General features: G+C 42.1%; 20 protein-coding genes. 3 read left to right on the forward strand and 17 right to left on the reverse strand.

Annotated elements, in window-relative coordinates; genetic code table 11:
• Nucleotide 1: 1 nt before the first annotated feature.
• From mreD to EHQ64_RS01105, 3 genes are read right to left on the reverse strand one after another with little or no spacing between them, the layout of a single operon-like run.
• Nucleotides 2–505 (reverse strand): rod shape-determining protein MreD, encoded by a 504-nt coding sequence (gene mreD / locus EHQ64_RS01095; protein ID WP_135647666.1) that lies wholly within the window; start codon nt 503–505, stop codon nt 2–4.
• On the reverse strand, nt 505–1,605 hold the full coding sequence (gene mreC / locus EHQ64_RS01100; RefSeq protein ID WP_135647667.1) for a rod shape-determining protein MreC: 1,101 nt from the start codon (nt 1,603–1,605) through the stop codon (nt 505–507). Before mreC ends, mreD begins: the two co-directional genes overlap by 1 nt.
• A 54-nt stretch (nt 1,606–1,659) precedes the next feature.
• Nucleotides 1,660–2,682 (reverse strand): rod shape-determining protein, encoded by a 1,023-nt coding sequence (locus EHQ64_RS01105; RefSeq protein ID WP_008595388.1) that lies wholly within the window; start codon nt 2,680–2,682, stop codon nt 1,660–1,662.
• A gap of 187 nt (nt 2,683–2,869) precedes the next feature.
• Between EHQ64_RS01105 and EHQ64_RS01110 the strand changes: the two genes are divergently transcribed.
• Both EHQ64_RS01110 and EHQ64_RS01115 read left to right on the forward strand, forming a co-directional pair.
• Entirely contained in the window at nt 2,870–4,423 is a 1,554-nt protein-coding gene (locus EHQ64_RS01110) for a Ppx/GppA phosphatase family protein (RefSeq protein ID WP_135647668.1), read from the forward strand.
• Complete coding sequence (locus EHQ64_RS01115) at nt 4,420–5,094, forward strand: hypothetical protein (RefSeq protein WP_135647669.1); 675 nt, start codon at nt 4,420–4,422, stop codon at nt 5,092–5,094. Before EHQ64_RS01110 ends, EHQ64_RS01115 begins: the two co-directional genes overlap by 4 nt.
• 99 nt (nt 5,095–5,193) lie before the next feature.
• Here the strand turns inward: EHQ64_RS01115 and EHQ64_RS01120 are convergent, their stop codons facing one another.
• The 12 genes from EHQ64_RS01120 to EHQ64_RS01175 form a co-directional block, all read right to left on the reverse strand.
• Nucleotides 5,194–7,413, reverse strand: coding sequence for a SpoIIE family protein phosphatase (locus EHQ64_RS01120; protein ID WP_167882330.1), 2,220 nt, complete (start codon nt 7,411–7,413; stop codon nt 5,194–5,196).
• 139 nt (nt 7,414–7,552) lie between these two features.
• Nucleotides 7,553–9,643 (reverse strand): ATP-binding response regulator, encoded by a 2,091-nt coding sequence (locus tag EHQ64_RS01125; RefSeq protein ID WP_135647671.1) that lies wholly within the window; start codon nt 9,641–9,643, stop codon nt 7,553–7,555.
• Between the two features lie 58 nt (nt 9,644–9,701).
• Nucleotides 9,702–10,079: a response regulator gene (locus EHQ64_RS01130; protein ID WP_135647672.1), complete on the reverse strand. Its 378-nt coding sequence runs from the start codon at nt 10,077–10,079 to the stop codon at nt 9,702–9,704.
• Nucleotide 10,080: 1 nt separating this feature from the next.
• Complete coding sequence (locus EHQ64_RS01135; RefSeq protein WP_135647673.1) at nt 10,081–11,955, reverse strand: PAS domain-containing protein; 1,875 nt, start codon at nt 11,953–11,955, stop codon at nt 10,081–10,083.
• Nucleotides 11,956–12,216: 261 nt separating this feature from the next.
• Complete coding sequence (locus EHQ64_RS01140; RefSeq protein WP_135647674.1) at nt 12,217–12,621, reverse strand: DUF6941 family protein; 405 nt, start codon at nt 12,619–12,621, stop codon at nt 12,217–12,219.
• A 7-nt stretch (nt 12,622–12,628) separates the two neighbouring features.
• Nucleotides 12,629–15,409: a 2-oxoglutarate dehydrogenase E1 component gene (locus tag EHQ64_RS01145; RefSeq protein WP_135647675.1), complete on the reverse strand. Its 2,781-nt coding sequence runs from the start codon at nt 15,407–15,409 to the stop codon at nt 12,629–12,631.
• A 13-nt stretch (nt 15,410–15,422) separates the two neighbouring features.
• Nucleotides 15,423–16,826 (reverse strand): dihydrolipoyl dehydrogenase, encoded by a 1,404-nt coding sequence (gene lpdA / locus EHQ64_RS01150; RefSeq protein WP_135647676.1) that lies wholly within the window; start codon nt 16,824–16,826, stop codon nt 15,423–15,425.
• Between the two features lie 15 nt (nt 16,827–16,841).
• A complete protein-coding gene (gene odhB, locus EHQ64_RS01155) occupies nt 16,842–18,086 on the reverse strand; it encodes a 2-oxoglutarate dehydrogenase complex dihydrolipoyllysine-residue succinyltransferase (protein ID WP_135647677.1) in 1,245 nt (414 codons plus the stop codon).
• A 192-nt stretch (nt 18,087–18,278) separates the two neighbouring features.
• Nucleotides 18,279–18,665 carry a PIN domain-containing protein gene (locus tag EHQ64_RS01160; RefSeq protein ID WP_135647678.1) on the reverse strand — a complete coding sequence of 129 codons (387 nt, stop codon included), beginning with the start codon at nt 18,663–18,665 and terminating at the stop codon, nt 18,279–18,281.
• Nucleotides 18,655–18,903, reverse strand: a complete 249-nt coding sequence (locus tag EHQ64_RS01165; RefSeq protein WP_135647679.1) for a hypothetical protein — start codon at nt 18,901–18,903, stop codon at nt 18,655–18,657. The genes EHQ64_RS01160 and EHQ64_RS01165 overlap by 11 nt, the downstream gene beginning before the upstream one ends.
• A gap of 79 nt (nt 18,904–18,982) precedes the next feature.
• Entirely contained in the window at nt 18,983–21,439 is a 2,457-nt protein-coding gene (locus EHQ64_RS01170) for a penicillin-binding protein 1A (RefSeq protein WP_135647680.1), read from the reverse strand.
• On the reverse strand, nt 21,436–22,389 hold the full coding sequence (locus EHQ64_RS01175; protein WP_135647681.1) for an MBL fold metallo-hydrolase: 954 nt from the start codon (nt 22,387–22,389) through the stop codon (nt 21,436–21,438). Before EHQ64_RS01175 ends, EHQ64_RS01170 begins: the two co-directional genes overlap by 4 nt.
• Before the next feature lie 99 nt (nt 22,390–22,488).
• Between EHQ64_RS01175 and EHQ64_RS01180 the strand changes: the two genes are divergently transcribed.
• A complete protein-coding gene (locus EHQ64_RS01180; RefSeq protein WP_135647682.1) occupies nt 22,489–23,322 on the forward strand; it encodes a rhomboid family intramembrane serine protease in 834 nt (277 codons plus the stop codon).
• A gap of 3 nt (nt 23,323–23,325) precedes the next feature.
• Here EHQ64_RS01180 and EHQ64_RS01185 read toward each other — a convergent pair whose 3' ends face one another.
• Nucleotides 23,326–24,123, reverse strand: coding sequence for a hypothetical protein (locus tag EHQ64_RS01185; protein WP_135647683.1), 798 nt, complete (start codon nt 24,121–24,123; stop codon nt 23,326–23,328).
• Entirely contained in the window at nt 24,120–24,803 is a 684-nt protein-coding gene (locus EHQ64_RS01190; RefSeq protein ID WP_135647684.1) for an SGNH/GDSL hydrolase family protein, read from the reverse strand. The genes EHQ64_RS01185 and EHQ64_RS01190 overlap by 4 nt, the downstream gene beginning before the upstream one ends.
• Nucleotides 24,804–24,845 lie beyond the last annotated feature (42 nt).

Below are 24,845 nucleotides of genomic sequence, written 5' to 3' on the forward strand. Positions count from 1 at the left end.
TTTATCCTTCCGCCTGCTCCAATCTGTACAGTTTTCCTAAGATCCAAAAGAAGATAGGAGCGATCGCACCGTTAAAGATGGACGTACTGATAATGGAATAGTTCAGATTCTCATGAAAGAATAAAGAGAACAAGAAATAAGAAGCGATCCTTGAGATCAAAGTTACGATCAAAGAATACAACATGATGGAAATCTGATTTTCGTGGTAGGCAGGTCTTGCGAATTTTCCTACTATATATCCCATCACGCAGAATGTAAGAGAGTGAAGCCCTATCTTGTAGGTGACTACGTTCCCTACGATCTCTCCGCCTAAACCGGAATCGGAAAGTAATCCTCCGAAAAATCCGATCCAAATCCCCGCCATAGTTCCTCTTCTAAGCGCGAAGAATAAAACGAAGATGACCATAAAGTCCGGTTTAAATCCGGAGATCTCGAATAGATTTGTTCCATTCAAGAAATGTGAGATCAGGATCCCAGCGCCGATGACTATATATTCTAAGATCATCAGTTCGTTTCCTCGTCCGAGAATCCTGGACCTTTACCTTCCGGCTTAGGCTTAGGAGCTTCCACAGGTTTATTTCCATTAGGAGTTGGGGCCTTCGGCTCTCTGTCTTCTTTAGGATAATTTAATTCACCGAAATAAGGATTTTCGATATTAATATTCTGTCCTTCCGGCCAAGTCTCCGCCCATTTTTCAGGAAGTTTCATTAGGATCGTAACAGACTCCAACATATCGAAACGTACGAATGGTTTTAAGAATGCGGTTTTGAAACTTCCGTTTCGTGGACCTTCTTCCGTAATAATTCCAACAGGAATTCCAGGTGGGAACATTCCGGAAGCCCCGGAGCTATATACAGGTTTTCCGATCTTACTCAATGATTCCGTATATTGGATCATCTCGCTTGGACCCATTGGATAATCTCCGAAGATCCTAGGATCTATAATGATCCCGCTATCTATATAATTCATCAGAGCTTCCATTCCTCTACCTGAGTTACCTGAAAGAGTTGCCCAAAGATTACTCTCCGGAATAGAAACACCCATGCTATAATTAGAATTGATGATCGGTTGGATGACTGAAGAACCGCCTGTGACTGCGATCACTTTTCCGACTAACGCTTCTATGATCTCACCTTTTTGGTTCACGGCTCTAGCAGTGACAGGCATATAAGGTTTGATCCCGGCCTCAGTTCCTTTGTCTATGATGATGGTCCTATAAATGGAATTCAAACGAACAGAAAGAACTTCCGCTTTGACCGTGGAGAATTTTTGTCTAGTATTAAAACGTAATTCTTTTCGAAGGCTTTCATTTTCCCGGCCGATCCTTTCCAGATCTTGGGGAAGAAGTTTATAATCGTCGATCGCAGCGACGCAAGCGTCCCTTTCCTGACGAACTGCTTCAAAAGATTCTAATTTAGTATAAGCCCCTTTGAAAAAAGAGCCCACTCCGTCGATCGAACCGGAAACAGAATCCCCTACTCTTTGAAAACTTGCAATCCCTCGAACCAAAACATTACTTTTAAATGTTAAAGAGAGAAGAGAGAATACGATACAGAATAGAAGAGAGACCGTTTCCTTACTTTTACTTACTTGGAGCCAAAGCATAAAAAATTCCGTATCCTAAAAAAAGGGACAGTCGGTTAGAAACCGAAATCCGAATTAACGGATCCCAGGTTTCAGATACTTGACTTCGTCTAGGAATTTTCCGGTTCCGAGTACCACGCAAGTCAGAGGGTTTTCCGCTCTGAACACAGGCACTCCGGTTTCTTTGGAAAGATACGTTTCTAAACCGCGAAGAAGACATCCTCCTCCGGTGAGAACGATTCCTCTTTCCACGATATCTGAAGCAAGTTCCGGAGGAGTTCTTTCTAGAACTCTTTTGATCCCGTCTAAAATTTCGTCTGTAGGTTCTTTGAGAGCCTTACGGATCTCGTTGGATTCTAATTCCAAAGTACGAGGTAATCCGGAAATTGCGTCCCTACCTTTTACTTCCATGGTCTCGGTTTTTTTCTCAGGGTAAGCGTTACCGATAGTAAGCTTGATATCTTCTGCAGTTCTTTCACCGACTACCAGGTTGTATTGGTTTCTAAGATATTTGATGATAGCATCGTCGAACTCGTCTCCACCTGTACGGATGGACTCGGCAATTACCATACCGCCAAGTGAAATTACCGCGATCTCGGTAGTTCCACCACCGATATCCACGATCATATTTCCGGCAGGTTCATTGATCGGAATGTTTGCACCGATTGCAGCAGCAAGTGCTTCGTCGATAAGGAAGATCTCTCTTGCTCCAGCTTGTTCTGCGGACTCACGAACCGCACGTCTTTCCACCTCTGTGATCCCGGAAGGAACTCCGATCACGATCCTAGGTTTTACGAAAGTAGTTCTATTATGGACTTTTGCAATAAAATAGCGGATCATCTTTTCGACAGTTTCGAAGTCCGCGATCACTCCGTCTTTCATCGGGCGAATTGCCACGATCTCTCCCGGAGTACGACCAAGCATTCTTTTCGCTTCCTGGCCTACTGCGAGAACTTTGCCCGTAGCTGCGTGAACCGCTACTACGGAAGGCTCAGAAAGAACGATACCTTGTCCTTTTACATGGACGAGAGTGTTTGCGGTTCCGAGGTCGATTCCCATATCGTTGGAAAATAATCCGTATAGCTTATCGAATATCATTTCTTTCCTTTGCTGCCAGAAGGCGGTTGATCTTTTTTATTATCTGCTCAAATCGTGAAAATCTCTAGGATTTTACTCTCACGATCCAATTCAATATTTCCTGCCCGATCCTTACGGGCAATTCCAAAACAAAAAAAACGAAAAACAAATTGGAAGCCTTTGCGACCTCCATAAACATGGGGAACTTATGGTCCGGGAAAACACCCTAGCTGCCATCGATCTAGGCACAAACTCCTTTCATATGATCATCGTTCGGGTCCGAGAAAACGGAACCTTTGAAGCAATCGCCAGAGAGAAGGAGAACGTTCGTCTCGGAAGCGGTTTGGAAGAAGGTGGAGAGATCGATCCCCCCGCATTTAAGCGAGCAATCGACTGTTTGAAGCGTTTTAAGATGCTTGCAGACAATTCTAAGGCAGAAATCAGAGCAGTCGCCACTTCTGCAATGAGAGAAGCCTCCAATCGGTCCGAATTCCAGGCTGCCGCCTTAAAAGAAGCCGGGATCAAAATAGACGTAATCAGTGGATATGAAGAAGCAAGGTTAATCTATTTCGGGGTCCTGCAAGGCCTTCCGGTTTTCGATAAAAAGGTTCTACTTGTAGATATAGGTGGAGGAAGTACGGAAGTTCTCGTAGGCTATAGAGGGGACATTCTATTCTCCAAAAGTTTCAAATTAGGAGCCATTCGACTCACAGAAAAATTTCTAAGATCTGAAACTTTGGATTCTTCTCAGATCCGAAAATGTAAACTATATGTAGAAGAGATCATTCTACCTTTCCGCAAGATCATCAAGGACCTAAAACCGGAAATCATCATCGGCTCCTCAGGGACAGTCCAGGCAACTGCAGGGATCATTCGAGCATTTGAAGGAGAAGTAGAAGAAAGGCCACTCAACCATTATACATTTCAATCTTCAGAATTTAAACGAGCCAGGAATTTGGTCTTGGAAGCGGACACAGCAAAGAAGAGGGGAAAAATCCCCGGTTTCGATTCCAAACGTGCGGATATTATCGTGGGTGGAATGCTGATCTTGGATGAATTGTTCCAACTTCTGGATCTGCCGGACATGACAGTCTCTGAATTCGCACTTAGAGAAGGGATCATCTATGACACGATCCGGAAATGGGAACATTTTCAGGACACGGAACATTCCAAACATCTGGACGATATCCGTCAAAAATCCATACTGAATCTACTCGTTTCCTACACTCGAGATCAGGAATACGCACGCCATGTTGCTAAATTAGCATTGGATATTTTCGATCAGTTACAACCTGTACATAGACTCGGAAAAGAAGAAAGAGAATATTTGGAAGCTTCTTCTTTACTACACGAAGTCGGACTTTTCATCTCCCATTCCGCCTACCATAAACATAGTTACTATCTAATCCGAAACTCTGAGGTGATGTTAGGATTCACCTGGGGAGAAATTGAGATCATAGCACTTACTGCAAGATATCATAGAAAGAGCGCTCCAAAATCCAAACATAGGGAATTCCAGAGGGTCGGCCCGAAAGAACAAGAAGTCGTACAAAAACTTTCCGCAATCCTAAGGATCGCAAGTGCTTGTAATAGGAACAGACAGGGACTGATCGAAACTGTGAGATGTCAGGTGAGAAAAAACCAGGCGATCTTTAGTTTGGTCACAAACCAGACCTATGATAAAAGTTTAGAGCTCTGGGCCTGCGAAGAACAGGCGGACGCATTTGAATCTGCATATGGACTGGTCCCATTATTCCAGTGAAAGAAATTCGACATTTAAGAGTTTTTTTATCCGTAGTATTAGTGCATTTCGTTTTCCTAAACTGTTTTACGGTTTTTCCATACAAGCAAGAAGTCATCGAATCTCGTCTATTGGATTCGAAAGAAGAGGAATTAATTTCGAATAAGGGCAAAATAGAATACGAATTTGAAAATTCAGAAATAGTCATAAAGATAGAAGCTTCTTCCTACAAAGAGATCATTCAAAAGAAAAAATCCTTAGAGACAAAGATCATTCATTACGATTATAAAAAATCGGATGGTTATAGGCAATTAGATACGGATGAAAAACCTTGGAACAGGTATATCCTAGGAATGTTTGCGGATATCGGTGCATTATTCGAATGGATCACAATTCCATTTAGGACATTATCCAAACAAAAAGAAGAAGAAACATTTTCAGAAGCAGTCATTCGTTCCGAAAAAACCAAAGAATTTGGGCCGAAGGAACTCCAACTCATTTTAAGAGCTGAGAATACAGAGTTCGTAAACCAAAACTTACAATCAAACAGCATTCGGATCAAACTCTCAGAGATCCGCAAGTATTTCCCTAAATCGAACTCGATCGAAGCATTACTCTATTACGGTAAAGAAAGATTAGAATATAAAAACATATCCATCGGAGAAGAGATCCGAAAATTAAAGCTGAGATAAGTTTCGCACAGAGTTCACAGAGAACACTGAGATTTTATTTTCGTAAATATTACGGAAGTAATTTAACTCTGCGCACTCCGTGAACTCTGTGTGAAACTTTTATCTTAATATCCTTCTATCCCCGCTTGATTCAGAGATCTGTCCTGTTTTCTCTATTAGAAATTCAGAAAGTTTTTTCGCTTTCGGATGTTCCGGTGAAATCATAGTCGCTTCTGCCAAAAGTTGAAAGGATCTTTCCAATTTGTTTTTAGAGGCGTACATCTCAGCGAGATGAAGTAAATTATCAGGGTCTTGTGGATTTCTCATCCGATACCTTTCTCCCAGATCGATTGACAGAATGATCTTACCGGATTTACGAAGGAGTTTACTTACGGTAAAAAGGAATTCAGTATCCGTAGGTCTTTTTTGAACATACTTCAAACCAAGCTCCCCTGCCTTAGAATATTTTTTGCCGGAATAATATTCCAAAGCCAATCTTCTACATTCTTGAATAGAAACGGATTTTTGGGTCCCGTTCTTATTTTGATCCGAATTTTTCACCAAAATATCCGGAGAAGATAGATTCTTTTTGGGAGCTTCTATCCTTAATAAAGAAAGATCGTCCGTAATTTCTCCTTCATTCAAAATGAATTCATAAGTTAGATCCAAATCACCTTTTGCCTTGCCTACGATCTCTAAAAATCTAGAGTCGTCCGGATCAATTTCAGAACCTATCAGAAGATCGTCTCTTCCATCCGAACCTGAAAACAAAACATCTCCTTGTTTTAGTTGGAATACTTCTATATGAACATTCCGACTAATGCCCGAATGACCTATTTTAAAATACTTTTCTTTAGGTTCTAAGAAAGTTGTAGTTTCATCTCGATACAGAACAGGAGAAGGATGTTCGCAATTTATATAATACAATACTCCTCTACTCTCATCCAAAAGCCCTAAAAACGCGGATGCCATCAAGGAACCTTCGAAAGCTTCGAATACTTTCTGTAATTCTATAAACCAGTTCTTCAACCATCTTTCAGGCCATACATTCCGATAAAGTGCAGGAGTTCTTTCGATCATCGACCTAGAAATAGAACCAAGAATGATCGCTCCAACAGCGCCTTGCAGGGATTTACCCATCGCATCCGCATTTACGAATGCAAGATAAGGTTTACCTCTTAAACGAATGGAATGAGCGAGTGAAATATCTCCACCGATCTGTCTTTCTTTCTGTTTGTATTGGAATTTTTTCTTTTGGACCGTAAGAGTTTTTACCGAATATTCTGAATTTTGCAAGTAGATAGAATGAAGAGGTTCTGTCAAAAGAGAAGTTAGAAAATAATCTCCGTCCTGGCTTAGTTTCAATTTTTGGATCTCTTCTAAAGTTTTACCAAGTTCATCTGCAGTTTCCTTTAACTGCCTGGTCCTTTCTTCTACCTTAGATTCCAAACCTTCGTTCAAAGATTGGATCTCTTGATACAAACTTTTCAGCCTCTCTACTACTTTTCCGATCCTCTGTTCCTGTTTTCCGAATTCATCCAAGGAAGAAGGTGAAATTTTCAGATCAAAATTCCCTTCTCCGACTTCTTCCAGAAATCCAGTTATTGAAGAAAGTCTACTTCGTATCGCTTCCGTTACGATCCAAGCCGTGAATATTAGAGGAACGGAAAATAGAAAAGCCATGATCGTCAAATGAATAAGAGGATTTTCTAAGCGGATCCTTCCATCAACGGTGGCATACAACATATATCCCAACAAACTGAATGGCATTGAGATCATTGCCATTACGACCACAAGCAATCGTTTTGAATACGGAAAGAATAACCTTGTCTTCGCCTCCACCCCTCTGAATTTATTCTTATTCAAAGCGGAACGAAGTGAATATTCAGTAATGAACAAATAGCTGATAAACGAGATCGGAATAATTCCCAAATAGAGTGCAGGTATCGTTGCGATCAGATTCGGGCGATACCCTATGATCAGATAAACGATCAAATGCGCGAGTAATACTCCGAACAACCATCTTCCTGCGATCACAAAAGATTCGTAGATCGGTTGAGTGATATAGATCGACTTTGCGGAAGTTAAAAGTCTTGGATCGATCGAACTATGATCTTCCAAATAAGAGGCTTTTTTCAGACGTAAATATCTAAGATAAAAGGCCCCGAGTAACATTGCGGTTGCGGCTATCGTTGCTGCAAAACCCATTGAAATATATTCTTCCAGAGAATATAAGGAACCTGTTACCGCGGAAAAATAAACCGCAAAAGGAACTGGGACCGTATGGGTAAATAACTCCAGCCTCCAGGTGAGTACCGGCAAAAGTCGTGCATGGCTCATTTTCATTTCTCTTTTTCACTTAAATTAAAACCAAAACTGTAGCAATCGCTACACAGATCAATATTTTATTTCTAAGATAATTTAAAATTAAGTGAAAACTAATTTGAGTTAATGAAGAAGGGAGCGAAATAGAAATTTACTACTGATCTAATGCAGAACGGATACAGGAAAGAATTTCCGTACCCAAATATGGTTTTTGAACGAAATAGCTTACTCCGAAATCTTTCAGAGAAACTTTCAACTCAGGTTCCATAAAACCGCTCGCCAAAACGATCTTTACGGAACTATGGATAGCTCGGATCCTTTTGATCACTTCTTCTCCCCCAAACTTAGGTAAACCTAGATCGGTAAGCACCAGAGAGATTTCCGAATGACGAAGTAAGAACTGCTCCACACCATCTTCTCCATCCGCCGCAAGGAAAGCCTTATAACCTTTGGACTCCAATAGATCACCTAACATATTTCGTAGGAGCTCCTCATCTTCTATCACAAGGATACTTTCATCTCCCCGGATGGCGCCCGGCTCGGAAAAACTCGGTTTAATTTTTATCTCTGTAGTTTCCTTAGGAACAGGCAAAAATACGAAAAAAGTAGTCCCTTGACCAAGTTCGGATTCGACTTCGATCCAACCCTTATGATTTTCAACCACACTATACGCCAATGCAAGCCCGAGCCCTGTTCCTTTTCCGATATCTTTCGTAGTAAAAAAAGGCTCGAAGATCCTCTGTTTTGTTTTTTCACTCATGCCGCTTCCGGAATCAGAGATCCGAAGAAGTACATACTGATCCGAAATACTTTTAGAATAACCTATTTTGATGTTTTCCGCATTTACTAAAAAAGTCTCTACATTCAGTATTCCACCTTCCGACATCGCATCTCTCGCGTTCACACATAAATTTAATAGGACCTGATGGATCTGGTTTGTATCCACTTTGACCATAGGAAGATTTTCACTTAAGTCGGTAAAAAGCCTAATACTCTTTGGAAAAGTCTGAGAAATCAATTTACTAATTTCTAATACGATATCGTTGATATGAGCAAGCTCCAAATTAAATTCAGTTTTCCTTGCAAATGTCAAAAGTTGTCTTACAAGGGACGCTCCCCTTTGAGTTGCGGTATGAAGAGCAGAGATATGCTGGGAAAATTTTTCAGGATTCGATTTATTATTTTCTATTACTGAAGTATGGCCCATGATGATAGAAAGAATATTATTAAAATCATGAGCGATCCCACTTGCAAGAGTGCCTAAACTTTCCAATTTCTGGGCCTGGATCAATTGTTCTTCCAGCTCGGCCCTTTTTTTCTCAGTATCTTTTAGTTGCGCTTCCTTTACTTTATGTTCAGTAATATCTTCGGCTACGCCTGCTATACGAACGGTTTCTCCCCTTTCATTCTTTACCGGAAAAGCCTTATCCCGGATCCATCTGATCTGCCCATCGGGGCGGATGATTCTATATTCTTCCCTATATTCTCCGGTGACTTGTTTTGTTTTTGCGCTATTAAATACTCTATCCCTATCTTCAGGATGGATACATTCCAGCCAAGAGATCGGATTTTTAAAAAGACTTTCTCTGGATCTTCCCCAGACTTGCTCATAACCCTGGCTGATATAGACTAGCTCGTTTTTGGAAAGGCTAGTCATCCAAAACACTTCATGGATCGCGTCGGTTAATTCTTTGAATAACTCTTCCCCTTCTCTATTCAATCTTTCCGCTTTTTTTCTTTCTTCTATTTCGTATCCAAGCTCTTCACTTCTTCTTTGAAGTTCGAAGTTTTTCTCTTCTAATTTTTCTACCAGCCTATGATTGTATTGCCTTAGTGGAACGGAATCTATGACTAATTTTTTAACATTCCGATCCTGTCTAGGTTTTGTAAGTAGAGTCTCGACTGTTTCGATCAGTTGTTTGGAACTAGTGGGCTTTTTTAAAAAAGCGTCGGCGCCTAGATCGAAAGATAACTTTTCGTCCGAATCCGAAGTATAAGTAGCCGTATAAACGATAATCGGAATATGTTTGAATTTTTCACTCTGCCTGATCTGAGAACAAAATTGATATCCATCCATTTGCGGCATAAGAATATCCGAAATGATCAGATCCACACCGGTATGATCCATTATTTCCAAAGCTTCTAAACCGTTAGAAGCGGTAATGATCTTTCTTTCTTCGCTTTCCAGTTGAGCGGAGATCAATTTACGATTCTGATAAGCGTCGTCTACGACTAAAATGACCATACAGATAAATCCGAAATTCGGATCATATATTTATAATGGACGGTCAAAAAATTGCGAATCATTTCGAGATCCCTTTGATAAAAGTACTGATCTGATCAATAAATTTCCTGGTATCTATAGGTTTCGTTATATATCCATCACAACCCGCTCCGTAAGCTTTTTGTGCGTCCCCTTTCATTGCAAATGCGGTTACGGCAATAATCGGGATTTCTTTCGTTTTTTTATCACTCTTCAGTTGTCTTGTTAAAGTTAATCCGTCTACTCCTGGTAATTCGATATCCATCAGGATCAAGTCCAACGGATTATCTTCGATGATTTGTACTGCTTCTTCAGCGTTATGAGCTTTTAATACTTCGAAATTATCCAATTCCAATAGTTCGCAAATTAGTTTTAGATTCGTTAGATTATCATCCACGACCAATACTTTAGGAGGCATATCAGTTACCGTTTTCGATCGTTTGCGGAAGGATGACGGTGAACACGGAACCTTTTCCTAAACTACTCTGAACATCTATTTTTCCGTTCATTAGCTCTACGATCCTTTTAGTCAAAGCGAGTCCGAGCCCGGTTCCCTGATATTGGCGATTTGCACCACTATCAATCTGTTGGAATTCCTCGAAAATTCTGCTCAAATCGTCTTCTTTAATTCCGATACCGTCGTCCTCGAATCTCATACGGACAAATTTACCAGCCATAGGCTCCATATTGATCCTGATATTTCCTCCGTCGTGACTGAACTTGACCGCGTTAGATAATAAATTGTATAAGATCTGTTTTATTTTCTGAGGATCCAGCTTAACCATATCGACTGTTTCTTCTACGTTTACCAAAAACCCTATTTTCTTTTTCTTTAATAAAGGGCGAATCACGGAAGAAACCTCTTTGATTGCGTTCGATAAGGAGAAAGTTTCCAAAAATAATTCCATTTTTCCGGATTCCACTTTTGCAAGATCCAAAACATCATTGATCAATTTTAATAGATGGTTCGCGCTATTTAAAATATCCGTTAAGTATTCTTTTTGTTTCCCATTCAGGTTCCCAGGCCTTTCATCCGAGAGTAATTCCGAAAATCCTATGATCGCATTCAAAGGGGTCCTTAACTCGTGAGACATGTTGGCAAGAAATTCGCTTTTTAAACGGGCGGTCTCCTTCATTCTTTCGTTTTGCTCTTCTAATGCCGCTCGTCTGAATTCTTCCTGTTGTTTTCTTTCAGTTATATCCCGGATGGAACTGGAGACCAACATTCCTTCTTCGGTCTCCAATGGACTTAAACTGATCTCCACCGGGAACTCTACTCCGTCTTTTCTTAGTCCGTACAATTCCAGGCCGCTTCCCATTCCCCTTACTTTAGGATCCTTAAAGAACCCGATCCTGTTCTTCGGATGGTTTGCTCTAAATCTTTCCGGAACTAAAACTTCCACAGGTTTTTGTAGGAGTTCCTCTCTCTGGTAGCCGAATAATTTTTCTGCCTGAGAATTCACGAGTACGATATTCCCGTCTCGATTTACGATCACTACTGCGTCGGGAGCCGACTCCAATAATCCTCTAAACTTCGCCTCCGCTTTAATACGCTCCCTGATATCACGGATCGCGCTTAGCACTAAGGTCACTTCTTCTGTTCTATAAGGACTTAAACTAATCTCTACGGGAAATTCTGCACCGTTGGACCTCCTACCGAAGAGCTCCAATCCCACACCCATGGATCTTGTCCTAGGTTGAGTAAAATATCGATTTCTATGAGAGATATGATTTACTCTAAATCTATTCGGAAGAAGTATCTCGATCGCATTCCCGATCAATTCTTCCCTTTTATAGTCGAACATTTTAAGAGCTTGGTCATTTACGAAAACTATATTCCCGGTGTCGTTCACCATCACAATAGAATCCGGCAAAGATTCCAAAAGTCCCTGAAACCTAGCCTCTATTAATTTAGAATCTCTTAATGTTCTTTGTAACGTAATATCTCTCTCGGTTACGGCTACGAACCTGGAATTGGTATTCGATTCCTGGAGGATCTTATAGAATGAATGCACAAGGACCAAAGATCCGTCTTTTTTCTTGCGAACCGATTCGAAAGATACTGAACCTGTTTCTAATGCAGTTCCTAATCTAGATTTACTTTCTTCCGGACGGTCCTCCGGTAATAAGATTTCTTCAAATAAAGCTCCAAGGGCTTCCGTCTTAGAATAGCCGAACAAAGCCTCAGCGCCCGTATTCCAAAAGAGGATTTTCCCCTCCATAGACATGACGATCTGAGCCTCTTGGGAATTTTCTATAAGTAGATTGGAGAATTTTTCCTCGGAATGATCCATACCGATTCTTTAGTTCCTGTCCCAGCTTATATTCGCGAAGATCAGTAGCATAATTAGTTACAGACGAAACATTTTTTAATTTATAGATCTCTGCAAAAACTTCGCGATATATAAGAAATTTGTATATTAAGGAAGGATAGAATACGTCGGAAATTTTTCCAAAGCAAGCCTAAATCCCGGAAATATATCGAAAGATTAATATTGGAAAAAAATTATTCCGGGATGTACAAGAAAACGAAGGAATTCGTACAGAATTTTAGATCAGGCCGGATTTAGTTTATCTACCCAAAGTGGGCGACTTCCTACGATCTCGGTTCCTACTTTGAATAAGAGGATATAACGGCCTTCTTTCGGAAATACTGCGTGAGGGATTGGGATGCCGATCTCTACCGGTTCGGAGCCGTTATTTACGCGGATATTCCCGCCGACCCCGATCACTTTCTCGCCAGTATCCGCGTGTTCTAATTCCAGGGAGAATTCATGATCTCCCGGAGAAAGATTGGTAACACAAACATAAATTCCCCAAGGAGGAAAAACGACGGGAAATTGTCCGGCAAAGAACTTGGTAAAAGTCCCTATGATCCCTTTTTTCCCGTTGTCCTCCGAGATCACTCGATCCGCAAAGACCAAGGCAAGGAGGACTGGTTCTCCTACGTTATTCGACATTTATAAGTTATGCCGAATAAGCGTCCGCGACTAGTTGTTCCTGTTCCTGGGTATGAACTTTCATATGACCTGCGGCAGGACTTGCGGATTCTTTTCTTCCTGCGTATTTGAGCTTCGCAGAAGCAGGGAGTGTTTCCTCAAGTCTATCTCGCACGAAAGTCCATGCACCTTGGTTCTTAGGTTCTTCTTGGCACCATACGAAAGTTTTTGCGTTTTTGTAGGTTTTCAAGATCTCCTGAACTTCTTTCGCAGGGAAAGGATATACTTGTTCCATCCGGATAAGTGCCGTGTTTTGCACCTTATTCTCTTCTCTATACTTAAGAAGATCATAATATACCTTTCCGAAACTAAACACAACCTTTTCTACCTTATCCGCTTTTAAGTCACCACTATCCGGTAGGACTTCCTTGAAGGCTCCTTTTAACAGATCATCGATCGGAGAAAGAGCACCAGGGAAACGTAATAGAGATTTTGGAGTGAAGATGATGAGAGGTTTGCGGAAATTACGTAGGATCTGCCTACGAAGCAAATGGAAATACTGAGCCGCATTCGTACAGTTCGCCACTTGCATATTATTGTCCGCACATAGTTGAAGGAATCTTTCGATCCTACCGGAACTATGCTCAGGTCCTTGTCCTTCGTAACCGTGAGGAAGAAGAACCACAAGACCGGACATCCTCTGCCATTTCACTTCCGAGCTGGAAAGGAATTGGTCGAAGATCACCTGAGTATTATTCGCAAAGTCCCCGAACTGAGCTTCCCAAAGAACGAGAGCACTCGGATCGGAAAGAGAATAACCGTATTCAAAACCTAAAACGGAAAACTCGGAAAGAGAAGAGTTTACAACTTCTGCCTTCGCTTGTTTTTCAGAAATATGATTCAGACCTACGTATTTTTCTCCTGAATTGATATCTACGAGGACCGCATGTCTATGAGAGAAGGTTCCGCGTTGACTATCCTGGCCGGAAAGACGAACTCTAAATCCGTTTTCCAAAATGGAACCGAAAGACAGAGCTTCCGCCATTCCGTAATCCAAAGAAATTTTCCCTTCCGCCATTTCCTTACGGCTTTGCAGAAGTTTCACTAATTTAGGATTCGGAGTAAAGCCTGCAGGAACCGTAGTGATCGCTTTTACGATACGATCTATTTGTTCTGCAAGTAGAGAGGTTGCAGTCCCGCTATCCAGAGGTTCTTTGGAATATTTCGCCCAAACGCCTTGCATAGTATCGACTTTCATTTTGATATCTTGCTCTTTCGCTCTTTGGAAAGAATCTTCTAAACCTTGAGCAGAGCCGTTCTTAATGAAGTCCAATTCTTCTGCGGTAACGTCTCCATCATTTATAAGTTTTTTCTCATACAGTTGAGCTGTAGGAAGATGGTTCTTGATGATAGAATACATCTTTGGCTGAGTGAATGCAGGTTCGTCGGTTTCGTTATGGCCTAATCTACGGTAACAGATCAAATCGATGATAAAATCTTTTTTGAATTTCTGGCGATATTCCATTCCGAGTTTGGTCACTCGATAAACAGCTTCCGGGTCGTCTCCGTTGACGTGAACGATTGGGATCTGGTAACCTTTTGCGAGGTCAGTCGCATATAAGGTAGATCTGGATTCATTCGGTAAAGTAGTGAACCCGATCTGGTTATTGATCACGATGTGAAAGGTTCCACCGGTAGTATAACCGTCCAGATTCATAAGGTTGATGGTTTCTGCCACAACACCCTGACCCGCAAACGCTGCATCCCCATGAATGGTGATCGGCATAAACTTAGAACGGTCCTGATCACCGTACTGCTCTTGGCGGGCACGAACAGAACCTGTGACAACTGGGTTCACAGCTTCCAAATGGCTCGGGTTGAATGCGAGAGAAAGTTTTACTTCCTTTCCGCTCGAAGTCATTTTGCTATTAGAATAACCTAAATGGTATTTAACGTCCGCGTAATTTTGAGCGTTCTTATCCGCTTTCTCTTCGAATTCCGCAAAGACCAAAGAGGCAGGTTTTTCGATCACGTTTACAAGAACGTTCAAACGTCCTCTATGCGCCATACCGATCACGAGTCCGTCCATTTTAAAACGTCCGGCTTCCTCTACGATGGTATCGAGCATAGGGATCATACTTTCTCCCCCTTCGAGAGAGAAACGTTTTTTACCTACGTATTTTTTCGCAAGGAATCCTTCAAGATGATCCGCTTGGAATAATTTCTCGAATAATCTAAGACGAATACTTTTAGGAAGAGGTGCATGATAATCCGCAGACTCCACTTGTTTTTGGAGCCATTCTCTTTCTTCGTCGTTTACTAGATAGTATTGCTCGTAACCTACTGTGCTGCAGTAGGTTTTTTCGAACCAATCCACAACATCTCTAAGTTTCGCACGACCAAGAGAAGGATTTTGAGTATCTACTACAGTATCCAGATCGGTCTGAGTAAGATTTCCCAATTTAGAATCGATAAATTTTCTGTTCGGTTGAGAGATCTCAAGAGGATCCAGTTTTGCAGCTAAGTGACCTTGTCTACGATACGCATTCAAGAGGTTGATGATCCCCATCTCTCGGATGGATCCCGCCTGAGCGTCCGTAAAAGAAGTGGTTACAGCAGTTTTACCATTTCCATTCCCGTTCCCGTTCCCATTGGAGCCGTTAGGATAAACTCCGTTAGTCTCTACTTCTTGGAAGAATAGAGACCACTCTTTGTCCAAAGAGTTCGGGTCCTTCTTAAACTTTTCATAAAGTTCTTCGAGTAATGCTCCGTTCTCTCCGTATAATGCCATCAATTGTTCGATTTTCATAATCGGAATCTCCCTAAGCGTGAATCGCCCACTTGTCTACGGCCATTGCAGCCTCTTTTACGACTTCGGACAAAGTAGGATGTGCATGGAATGAACGAGCGATATCTTCGGAAGAAGCTCCGAATTCAACCGCTACCGCAAGTTCTGCGATCATATCCGAAGCTCTTGGTCCGAATACGAATGCTCCCAATACCTTATCCGTTTTTTTATCCGCTAAAATTTTGACTTGGCCTTCCGCTTCATTCATTGCCTTCGCTCTTGCGTTCGGCTTGAATAATGACTTACCCACCTTGTATTCTATACCGGCGGCTTTTAGTTCCTCTTCTCCCTTTCCTACCCAAGCCATTTCCGGCCAGGTATAGATGATGCTTGGAACCGCTGCGTAATTTACGTGACCGGATTGACCTGCGATCAATTCGGCAAGTGCAACACCTTCTTCTTCCGCTTTATGAGCAAGCATAGGCCCGTCGATTACGTCCCCGATTGCATAGATCCCAGGTGCAGAAGTTTTGAAATGAGAATCCACTTTGATCCTCTTTCTTTCAGTTAATTGGACCCCGGCTTCTTCCAAACCGATCCCTTCGATAAAAGGCCTACGCCCCACTGCGACTAAAACTACATCCGCGTCTAATTCGGATTCTTTTCCATCTGGTGCGGCGATCTTAACTTTCGCTCCGGATTTACCTGCAGTAGCTCCAAGAACCTTATGTTCGAATAAGAAATTAAAACCTTGGGACTCTAGACTTCTTTGCAGTAAACTTCCGAACGATCTATCAGTATTCGGAAGAAGTCCTGGTAGGAGTTCCACCACGGTAACTTCTGCTCCGAGTCTTCCCCAGACGGAACCGAGCTCTAAGCCGATTACTCCAGCACCGATCACTACCAGTTTTTTAGGAACCGATCTAAGATCGATCGCATGATCAGAGGTAATGATATTTTTGCCGTCTACAGGAAGTCCTGGAATATCGATCGGAACAGAACCTGTTGCAAGAACGATATGTTTTGCGCTTAATACTTCTTTTTTACCATCAACTAAAGCGACTTCTACTTGGCCGCCGCCTAAAAGTTTTCCAAAACCCTCGTAACGAGTGATCTTATTCTTTTTCATCAAGTAGTCTACTCCGTCGGTGACTTCCTTGACGATGGTATTCTTACGTTCCATGAGTTTGTTCAAATCAAGAGTAACTTTGCCAACTCCGATCCCATGGATATCCGTCTTATGTAAAACTTTATGATACTCTTCGGAAGAATCCAGAAGTGCTTTGGAAGGGATACAACCTACGTTCAAGCAGGTCCCTCCCAGAGTTTTTCTTTTTTCGATAATTCCTGTTTTTAATCCTAATTGTGCAGCTCGGATCGCGCCTACATAACCGCCAGGTCCCGATCCGATCACTAATACGTCGTATTGTTCCGCCATATTTATTAGACTTCCTTAAACATCCAAAAGAAGGCGGGTAGGATCTTCGATCGCTTCTTTTACCTTCACTAAGAAAGTAACCGCTTCTTTACCGTCTACGATCCTATGGTCATAGGAAAGAGCCACATACATCATAGGTCGGATCACGATCTGATCGTTTACTACAACTGCACGTTTGACTATATTATGAAGTCCCAATATACCGCTTTGAGGAGGATTTAGGATAGGGGTTGACATCATGGAACCGTAGATCCCTCCGTTGGAGATCGTAAATGTTCCGCCTTCCATATCGGAAAGATCGATTTTTCCGTCCTTCACCTTATTCGCGAGCCTTACGATCTCAGATTCTATCTGAGCAAAAGTCAGAAGATCGGTATCTCTCACGATAGGAACTACTAGTCCCTTAGGACCTCCGACAGCTACGCCGATATCATAATAGTTTTTGTATACGATATCAGTTCCTCTGATCTCTGCGTTGATCGCAGGAACATGTTTGAGTGCGCCTATCACCGCTTTAGCGAAGAAGCTCATAAATCCCAGACCCACATTATGTGCGTCTTTGAACTTGTCTTTGTATTTGTTACGAAGATCCATCACCGCACTCATATCCACTTCGTTAAAAGTAGTAAGGTGAGCAGCGTTATGCTGAGCAGCAACCAAACGATTCGCGATCGTCTGGCGAAGTTTAGTCATAGGGACAACGTTTTCTCTCGGAAGATTTCCTCTAGAAGCAGCAGGAACTGCTTTCGGGATTTCAGGAGAAGGTGCAGCTTTAGCTGCCGCCGGAGCGGAAACTGCAGCAGGTGCAGATTGTTTACTTGCAATCGCGTTCAACACATCTTCTTTCGTGATTTGTCCGTTTTTGCCCGTGCCAGAGATAGAAGCAGGATTTAATCCGTTATCATCTATCAGTTTGCGAACTGCAGGAGGAAGAGTATCGTTCTGCGTCGCGCTATTTGTGTTTGTTGGTGCTGTATTTGTTGAAGAAGGAGTGCTTGTAGTAGGAGTGCTTTTTGCGGAGGCCGAAGGGTCTATCAATCCGATCACTTCTTTGATCTTGACCGTCTCCCCCGGTTTCTTGTTAATTTTTTGGAGAACACCCGCCGAGGGGGCCGGTACCTCCATGGTCACCTTGTCGGTTTCCAATTCCACCAGGACCTCGTCCTGTTCCACTCGTTCGCCTTCTTTTTTTACCCAGTTTGCTATTGTTGCTTCCGTAATGGACTCGCCCATTTCGGGAACCTTGATCTCTATCGACATCTTGATCCTACGGAGGTCGGTGTATACGTCCCGTTCCGGGACCGCCTCCATTTCACTTTCGGAAAGCGGAAATATTCTGTAAAGTCGTTCTTGGCAAAACCGTGTTTTGGGCTGTTTTTCGGATCGAAAAAAGCCCATGATTTCGAAATTTCGAGACAGAATCAGTGTCTCCAAAAAAGGACAGTTCCGCTTCTATTTTTTCCTCTTTTCAAAGGGTCGTAAGACCTGAATTTCAGAAAGCACCCGATAATGTTTGATGTTAAATGTATAAAGAGTCTTTTTGTAATAGATCGAAGTCTGTCCGATCAGACAATCCACGAATCCATTCCCAAGCTTAAATTTATGGTTCTTAAAAAGATCTAAAGCCTTCTGGATCTCCATTTCGTCTAGCCATAGAATTTCGAAGGCCGTTAGAAACTTTTCTACCCTCTTTAGATCCAAGGCAGTATGACAACCTTCGACCAGTTCAAAGTATGTATATCCCGAAATATAGGCCCGACCCTGGATCGAATGAAGCCAAAAGATCGCCTCTTTGAACCCTCGAAGATAGTCGATTAGAATATCAGAATCAACTAGCAAGTCTGGATTCCATTTTATTTCTCAGCTCTTTTGAGATCTCAGAACTGCTTTTATGGCCTCGATCTTTCCAAATTCCGGCAAGGCCTAACTTCTGGAGATCTTTTCCGGTACTTCCAAGTTTGAAATTTGAAACCTCGTCTTCATCAATTAAGGTAATGAAAACTTTTCCGTCTTGGGTCGGAACAGGTTTATCTAGAATGATTTTTCCGTTTTTGATTTTGCCGGTGATGGTTTGCATAATGAAACCAAGCGCGCCGGCAAATTAAGAGAAAGTCGAATATAATTTTATTACAAAAGCGGAATACTCATTACCGGCGTTAATCCGCGTTCGGTTTGAATTTGCGATCCGTTTTTCCGATCTCTTCATCACTGATCTGATATTCCATTTGTAAGAATTCTCTGAAGTCGATAGACTTATGGTGGTCTCTATCTCCATCACATTGACGATTCGGTTGAACGGATTTTGTCACGCCAGCTACAGTGATCGGCTTTAATGTCAGGTTTTGAGTAACGGGACAAACACCAGGCTTAGGAGAAAGCCCATTGTAAGCACAGGTTCCTCCGCCTTGCACTTCTTCTGGTTGAGGATCTTGGCCATGTTCATCTTCGAAACTTGGGTAATTCTCTCCGTTATAAAAACGACGATACATTTTTCCCCAAATCGGAACTGCAATTACACCCGCAGCCTGTCCTCTTCCCAAAGAGATCGAACTCTTATCGAATCCCATCCATATAACAGTAGTTAGCTTAGGATCGAATCCGCAATACCATGCGTTGGTAAAAGAAGAAGTGGATCCCGTTTTTCCGGCGGCGACCCCTTTATAATTCCCTTGGTCAGGACTATGAAGACCGTTAGCAGCAGTTCCCCCCATGGCAACCATGGTTAACATTTTACGAAGAATATACGCAGTTCCTTCGCTGATAATTTGAATGGAGCCGTCTTCTGTTTCTTTATCCAATTCTTCTCGAACTTTCTGCTCTTCGTTATAAATTACATTTCCGGATTGGTCGATCACATAACGGACCGAAAGCGGGATCACATTTCTACCCTTGTTTGCAATGATAGAATATCCCACTGCCATTTCATAAGGACTCAATTCAGCGATACCAAGAGCAAGTGCAGGACTTGCCATAAATCTGCTCTTATCCGCTTTCGTGAGACGAGAAGCAAAATCGATCACTGCATCTGCACCTGTTCTCAATAAAACCTGCACAGATACTATATTCAAAGACATGGATAGAGCTCTTGAAAGAGGCACCATCCCTTGGAAGTCTCCATCGAAATCCTGAGGAGACCAACCTTCCCCTTCTTCCGTTAAAGTAGTAAGTGGAGCATCCATGATCCCTGTTCCGGAACCAACGACTCTTTCTGCGATCGCAGCTCCATACACAAAAGGTTTGAAAGAAGATCCGGTCTGTCTTCTTGCTTGGACTGCCCTGTTAAATTGGTTTTTAGGAGTGAACTCATATCCACCCACCATAGTTTGGATATAACCGTTCGTATGATCGATCGTGATCGCTGCACCTTCTACGTGAAGGTTTTTGCCGAAAACAGCGGAACGTTTTTGAAATTCGGTAAATGCAGCGGATTCATTATCCGCTGGAAGAAGTAAACTGAGTACGTCCGCAGAATCGATCAGTTCTTTTTCGAGAGCGACTCTGAAGTTTGCCTTATCGTCCAAACGGCTCACAAAAGGAGGAGCTACTGGGAATAAAGAACCTATAAAATTATATAAACCCACTAAACCACGATCGGCCCCGCCCGCATAGTTTACCGTAACACCGGAAACCATATCATCGTGTTTTTTCAGTGCCTTACGAAGTTCATCCTGAGCGATCTCTTGTTTACGGATATCCAGGGTAGTATAAATTTTCAGACCACCGCTATAGATCCGATCTTCTCCCAATTCCTTTAATAATCTCTGTCTTACGAATTCTGTAAAATGAGGAGCCCGATTCAGTTTGGTTCCCCAGGTAGACTGAGAAGGAGATTGTGTAATTACGATCGGCCAGTATTTTTCCCAAAACTCGTCGTGAATTGTCTGGATCTTATCTTCCGGAACAAATCCTTGAGACGCCATCAGTTTTAGTACTTCCAAATGTGCTCTCTTAGAAGCACTCGGATTTTTGTAAGGAGAATAATCCACTGGAGCCTTTGGAAGTCTTGCAAGAAGGGCAGCTTCTGCCACATCCAGATCCGAAACATCCTTATGGAAATATACATCTGCCGCAGAGGAAAGCCCGGTAGTCCCGTGGCCCAAGTATATTAGGTTAAAATAAATTTCTAATATTTCTTCCTTAGAGTATTCCTGCTCTATCTGCAAAGTGAACAGAGCCTCTACGAATTTACGAATGAATGATTTTTTCCGATTGTTCAAAACAGTTTTAGCAAGCTGTTGTGTAAGAGTAGAACCACCCTGTTTGATCCTTCCTGAGATCACATTGACCACTGCAGCGCGAAGGATTGCAGAGAAATCGATCCCGAAGTGATTGAAGAAGTTATTATCCTCTACAGAAAGGAATGCTTGGATCACATGAGGAGGAATATCTTGATACTTCAGAAGTTGTTGTTTATGACGATACAACTCCGCAAATACTACCCCGTTATTATCATACAAACGAGTAGGAGTAGTAGGCTGGTAGGAAGCTAAGATCGCAAGCTCTCCTCCCTCGTCTACCTCGGCAATGATATATCCGAAAAATAAACCGCCGAGTAAGGCGAACACTAAAAGTGCTTTTATGGCTCTGTGAATTCCTTCGCTAAATAGATTCATATGAGTTCGAATTTCATTCCTTCCCTGGCCAGGACTATGGATAGGTCCTTAGCTCCAAGATTTTCAGCATGGGTTCTGGCGTCATCCAAGATGATAGCTAAAATTTCGTCCGAATAGGCGGGCTCGTGGTGGGTAAGCGCCAGAGTTTTGACGTCCCAGGAGGAGGCACAGTTTACCGCCATTGTGTAGGAAGTATGGCCCCAATCGAATTTTTGGAAGGATTCGTCCAAGGTGTATTGAGCATCCAAAACCAAAAGTTCCGCTCCCTGAAAGAATGGTTTTTGCTCTTGGATGAGAGGAAAATCTTCTCCATTATATTCCGCGTCAGTCGCGAAAATGAAACTTTTGCCGTTTTCAGTAAATTTATAAGCGATAGATCCGCCCGGATGTTTGAGAGCGATCCATTCTATTTTGATACCGCCGATTTCCAAAACTTCTCCCTTCTGGAGCCTATGGAAATTTCTTTCTGAACCGAAATGATCGAAATGGATTGGGAAAAATCTAGGTTCTTGTTGGTATTTTAATCTTTCCGGTAGATCTTCCAACGGAGAATAAAAGGTAAATTTATTACCAGGAATGTATAACGGTTTAAAGAAAGGGATCCCATGTATATGATCCCAATGGGTATGGGTGAAAAATACGGCAGCTTCTCCCTTTCCCTGTCCGAATTTTCCTCGAACTAAATCTTCTCCCAGGACCCTTGCCCCGGTCCCAAGGTCCACAACCAATTCCGCACCAGAAGAACTGACCACTCGAACACAGGTTGTATTTCCACCCACGGTAAAATTCAGAGGTTCGGGCAAATTATCGAACCATTCTTCGGGAGAAGAGAAAGCTTTTCCCTCCGACTTGGCCACCAGCCTTAAAATGGAAATTACTTTCTCCCTGTATTCCTGGTTTGATAAGGGGGCAGGAATAGAACCCCGGACTCCGTACAAGAAGATTTCCATCTTCTGGAACATTTACTATATTTTGCCCAAACTGTCAAAGGAAACAAAATTCGGGATTTAGGTTGTCGTTCGAAAGGAAGAAAGAAAACTAGGAGGGTAATGGCGTCTTTCTCTAGTGGATTCGGTGTCTCGACCTCCCCCCTCGTTCGTAAACTTCTTATCCTAAATATAGCGATTTTCGGGATCGAGTTCATCTTGAGCCTGACCTTCCCCCCGATCCTGGCAGCAGTTTTCGGTCTTTTCGGACTGACCCCGGGACTTGTGATCGGCAAATTTTTCGTTTGGCAACTTCTAAGCTATAGTTTCATCCATACCCCTAGTTTATGGTTCTTATTCGAAATGCTTGCATTTTGGATGTTCGGATCCGCCTTAGAATCCCATTGGGGAACTAGAAATTTCCTACGTTATTTCATGTTCTGTATCCTGGGAGGAGGAGTTGCCTCACTTCTTGCTTCTCTTGTAGGTTTTTCTCAAGGGATCGTGATCGGAATGTCGGCCGTATTGTACGGACTCATCACTGCTTACGCATTGATTTGGCCAAATAGAGAATTATTGTTTTGGGGAATTTTCCCGATCAAAGCAAAATATCTGGCGGTCATCATTCTTGTGATCCTAGTACTCGCCGGTTTACAAAGTGGAAGCCCGATCGCAAACGGGCTCGGAGGATTTGCAGCCGGAGGACTTTACTTCCTATATTATACAAAGATCAAATATAGATTCGGGATCAAGCTCCCCAGCTTCTCTTTTTCCAGATGGAGACAAAAAAGAAAAATGGTCCGCTGGCAGGAAGAAATGAAAACCAGGGAACAGGCCAAAGAAGAAGTAGATCGTATTTTGGAAAAAATCTCAAAAGAAGGAATGAATTCTTTGAATAAAAAAGAGAAAAAGTTCCTGAAAGAAGCTTCTAGTAAGTATTACAAGACAGAAGATTAAGGCTTAATCTTCTGTCCCGAACATCTGTTGATATCCTACCTTAAATCCTTGGTCGTAGGTATTATCTTTTCTTAAACCGTACAAACCGCTTAAGAACAATCTTCCACCTTCTCCTATTTTATATTGAAATCCTGGGTGAAGATTGAATGAATCCGAACGAGCCACCGAGATTGTATCTTCTACAGCAAGTCTGTAAGTTACTTCTGCAAGCAAGATCCATTTCTCATCCAGATCATAAGAAATAGTTCCACCTGCTTCCATATAACGATACATTTTGTCTTGGATCGGATCCTTAAAATGAGAATCCGTTTCTCTTTCATATAATGCATAAGCCTGGAACTTGGTCTTACCAAAATCCAAAGCAAAACCTAAATGAGGCCTAACCAAAAATAGATCCGGATTTCTTTCTCCCATCCAAGGTTCGGAAACGGAAGGGCCGTATACATGAACTCCTCCACCGACAGACAAGATCCCGAATTTAAAAAAAGTTTTTAAACCTGCTCTCCATCTATCCCATCCGCTCCATGAAGTGGTTTGAGTAGCGTACTGGTCCACATATCCATATCCTGCGTTAACCGAAAAATGATCCCCGAGTTTCAACTCTCCGATCAAAGAAATCGTACGATTTCGATCATAATCAGTAGAGTTCCTATATTCCTTAGCATCCGCGCTAATTACGAAAATATTATATACACCCAAGGATTGCCCCCAAACCGGATAGGGCAAGGAGTCCTTATTATCTGCAAAGATCATAGACCAAGGAGCAAGAAAGATCAGAAGTAATAAAAGAGAATATCTCATAAGAACTCCAACCAGAACTCAGGCAAAGTGACTTTCAGATAGTCTCTCACACGATTGGAAAGAATTCCGTATCCCTCATCAGTAAGATGTCCTCCATCCAATAACATTTCTTTATGGATCAAATTTTCTGGATCTATCCTTGGAACAGAGTTCATTCTCTCTTTCATCTCAGTGTTGATCATAGATGCCGCTTGTACTGGCCAAGGAGCTTCCACAGACCAAACGTTCAAAGTAATGATATAGTCGCAGTGCTCTTTCAAAATTTCCAAAGTTTGGAGTTGTCGATTTACGGTACCATTCACTTCATCCCAGGTGGGTTCGTAATTATTCAAAAAATCGTTCACACCTCCATTCAGCATACACGCTCTATATCTTCCTGTCTCGTTCTTTGCAGCCTCTTGGATCTCGTAGGTCCTTCTTCCCGGAAAAGCTTTTTTGTAAGTTTCAAACTCAGGGAACTGTTCTTCAACAGGCCAGAAGGCGGAAATACTATCACCGAATAGCGCAAAACTAGGTTTGTATAATTTGGATTCTTTGGAACGAATCTCTCTATCTTGCACGCAGGCTCCTAAGAAAAGAGCGGCGCCTAGAACAACGACTAAAAACCGATTAAAAACTCCCCCGGTCTTCGGAAGGGAGGACCGAAGTCCAATCTTCTCTACTATATATTTTATATTCATTTTTCATAATGCTCTATAAAATAGGACACAAGATATCCAATT

The organism is Leptospira sarikeiensis (assembly GCF_004769615.1).
GTDB lineage: Bacteria > Spirochaetota > Leptospiria > Leptospirales > Leptospiraceae > Leptospira_B > Leptospira_B sarikeiensis.

Bases quoted from the DNA above. Each gene is read 5' to 3' on its own strand.
- mreD (WP_135647666.1), bottom strand. From the start codon at position 505: ATGATCTTAGAATATATAGTCATCGGCGCTGGGATCCTGATCTCACAT.
- lpdA (WP_135647676.1), bottom strand. From the start codon at position 16,826: ATGGCGGAACAATACGACGTATTAGTGATCGGATCGGGACCTGGCGGT.
- EHQ64_RS01110 (WP_135647668.1), top strand. From the start codon at position 2,870: ATGGTCCGGGAAAACACCCTAGCTGCCATCGATCTAGGCACAAACTCC.
- EHQ64_RS01165 (WP_135647679.1), bottom strand. From the start codon at position 18,903: ATGCAAACCATCACCGGCAAAATCAAAAACGGAAAAATCATTCTAGAT.
- EHQ64_RS01180 (WP_135647682.1), top strand. From the start codon at position 22,489: ATGGCGTCTTTCTCTAGTGGATTCGGTGTCTCGACCTCCCCCCTCGTT.
- EHQ64_RS01170 (WP_135647680.1), bottom strand. From the start codon at position 21,439: ATGAATCTATTTAGCGAAGGAATTCACAGAGCCATAAAAGCACTTTTA.
- EHQ64_RS01190 (WP_135647684.1), bottom strand. From the start codon at position 24,803: ATGAATATAAAATATATAGTAGAGAAGATTGGACTTCGGTCCTCCCTT.
- EHQ64_RS01105 (WP_008595388.1), bottom strand. From the start codon at position 2,682: ATGATATTCGATAAGCTATACGGATTATTTTCCAACGATATGGGAATC.
- EHQ64_RS01175 (WP_135647681.1), bottom strand. From the start codon at position 22,389: ATGGAAATCTTCTTGTACGGAGTCCGGGGTTCTATTCCTGCCCCCTTA.
- EHQ64_RS01120 (WP_167882330.1), bottom strand. From the start codon at position 7,413: ATGAGCCATGCACGACTTTTGCCGGTACTCACCTGGAGGCTGGAGTTA.
- EHQ64_RS01135 (WP_135647673.1), bottom strand. From the start codon at position 11,955: ATGGATCATTCCGAGGAAAAATTCTCCAATCTACTTATAGAAAATTCC.
- EHQ64_RS01185 (WP_135647683.1), bottom strand. From the start codon at position 24,123: ATGAGATATTCTCTTTTATTACTTCTGATCTTTCTTGCTCCTTGGTCT.
- mreC (WP_135647667.1), bottom strand. From the start codon at position 1,605: ATGCTTTGGCTCCAAGTAAGTAAAAGTAAGGAAACGGTCTCTCTTCTA.
- EHQ64_RS01125 (WP_135647671.1), bottom strand. From the start codon at position 9,643: ATGGTCATTTTAGTCGTAGACGACGCTTATCAGAATCGTAAATTGATC.
- EHQ64_RS01130 (WP_135647672.1), bottom strand. From the start codon at position 10,079: ATGCCTCCTAAAGTATTGGTCGTGGATGATAATCTAACGAATCTAAAA.
- EHQ64_RS01145 (WP_135647675.1), bottom strand. From the start codon at position 15,409: ATGAAAATCGAACAATTGATGGCATTATACGGAGAGAACGGAGCATTA.
- odhB (WP_135647677.1), bottom strand. From the start codon at position 18,086: ATGTCGATAGAGATCAAGGTTCCCGAAATGGGCGAGTCCATTACGGAA.
- EHQ64_RS01140 (WP_135647674.1), bottom strand. From the start codon at position 12,621: ATGTCGAATAACGTAGGAGAACCAGTCCTCCTTGCCTTGGTCTTTGCG.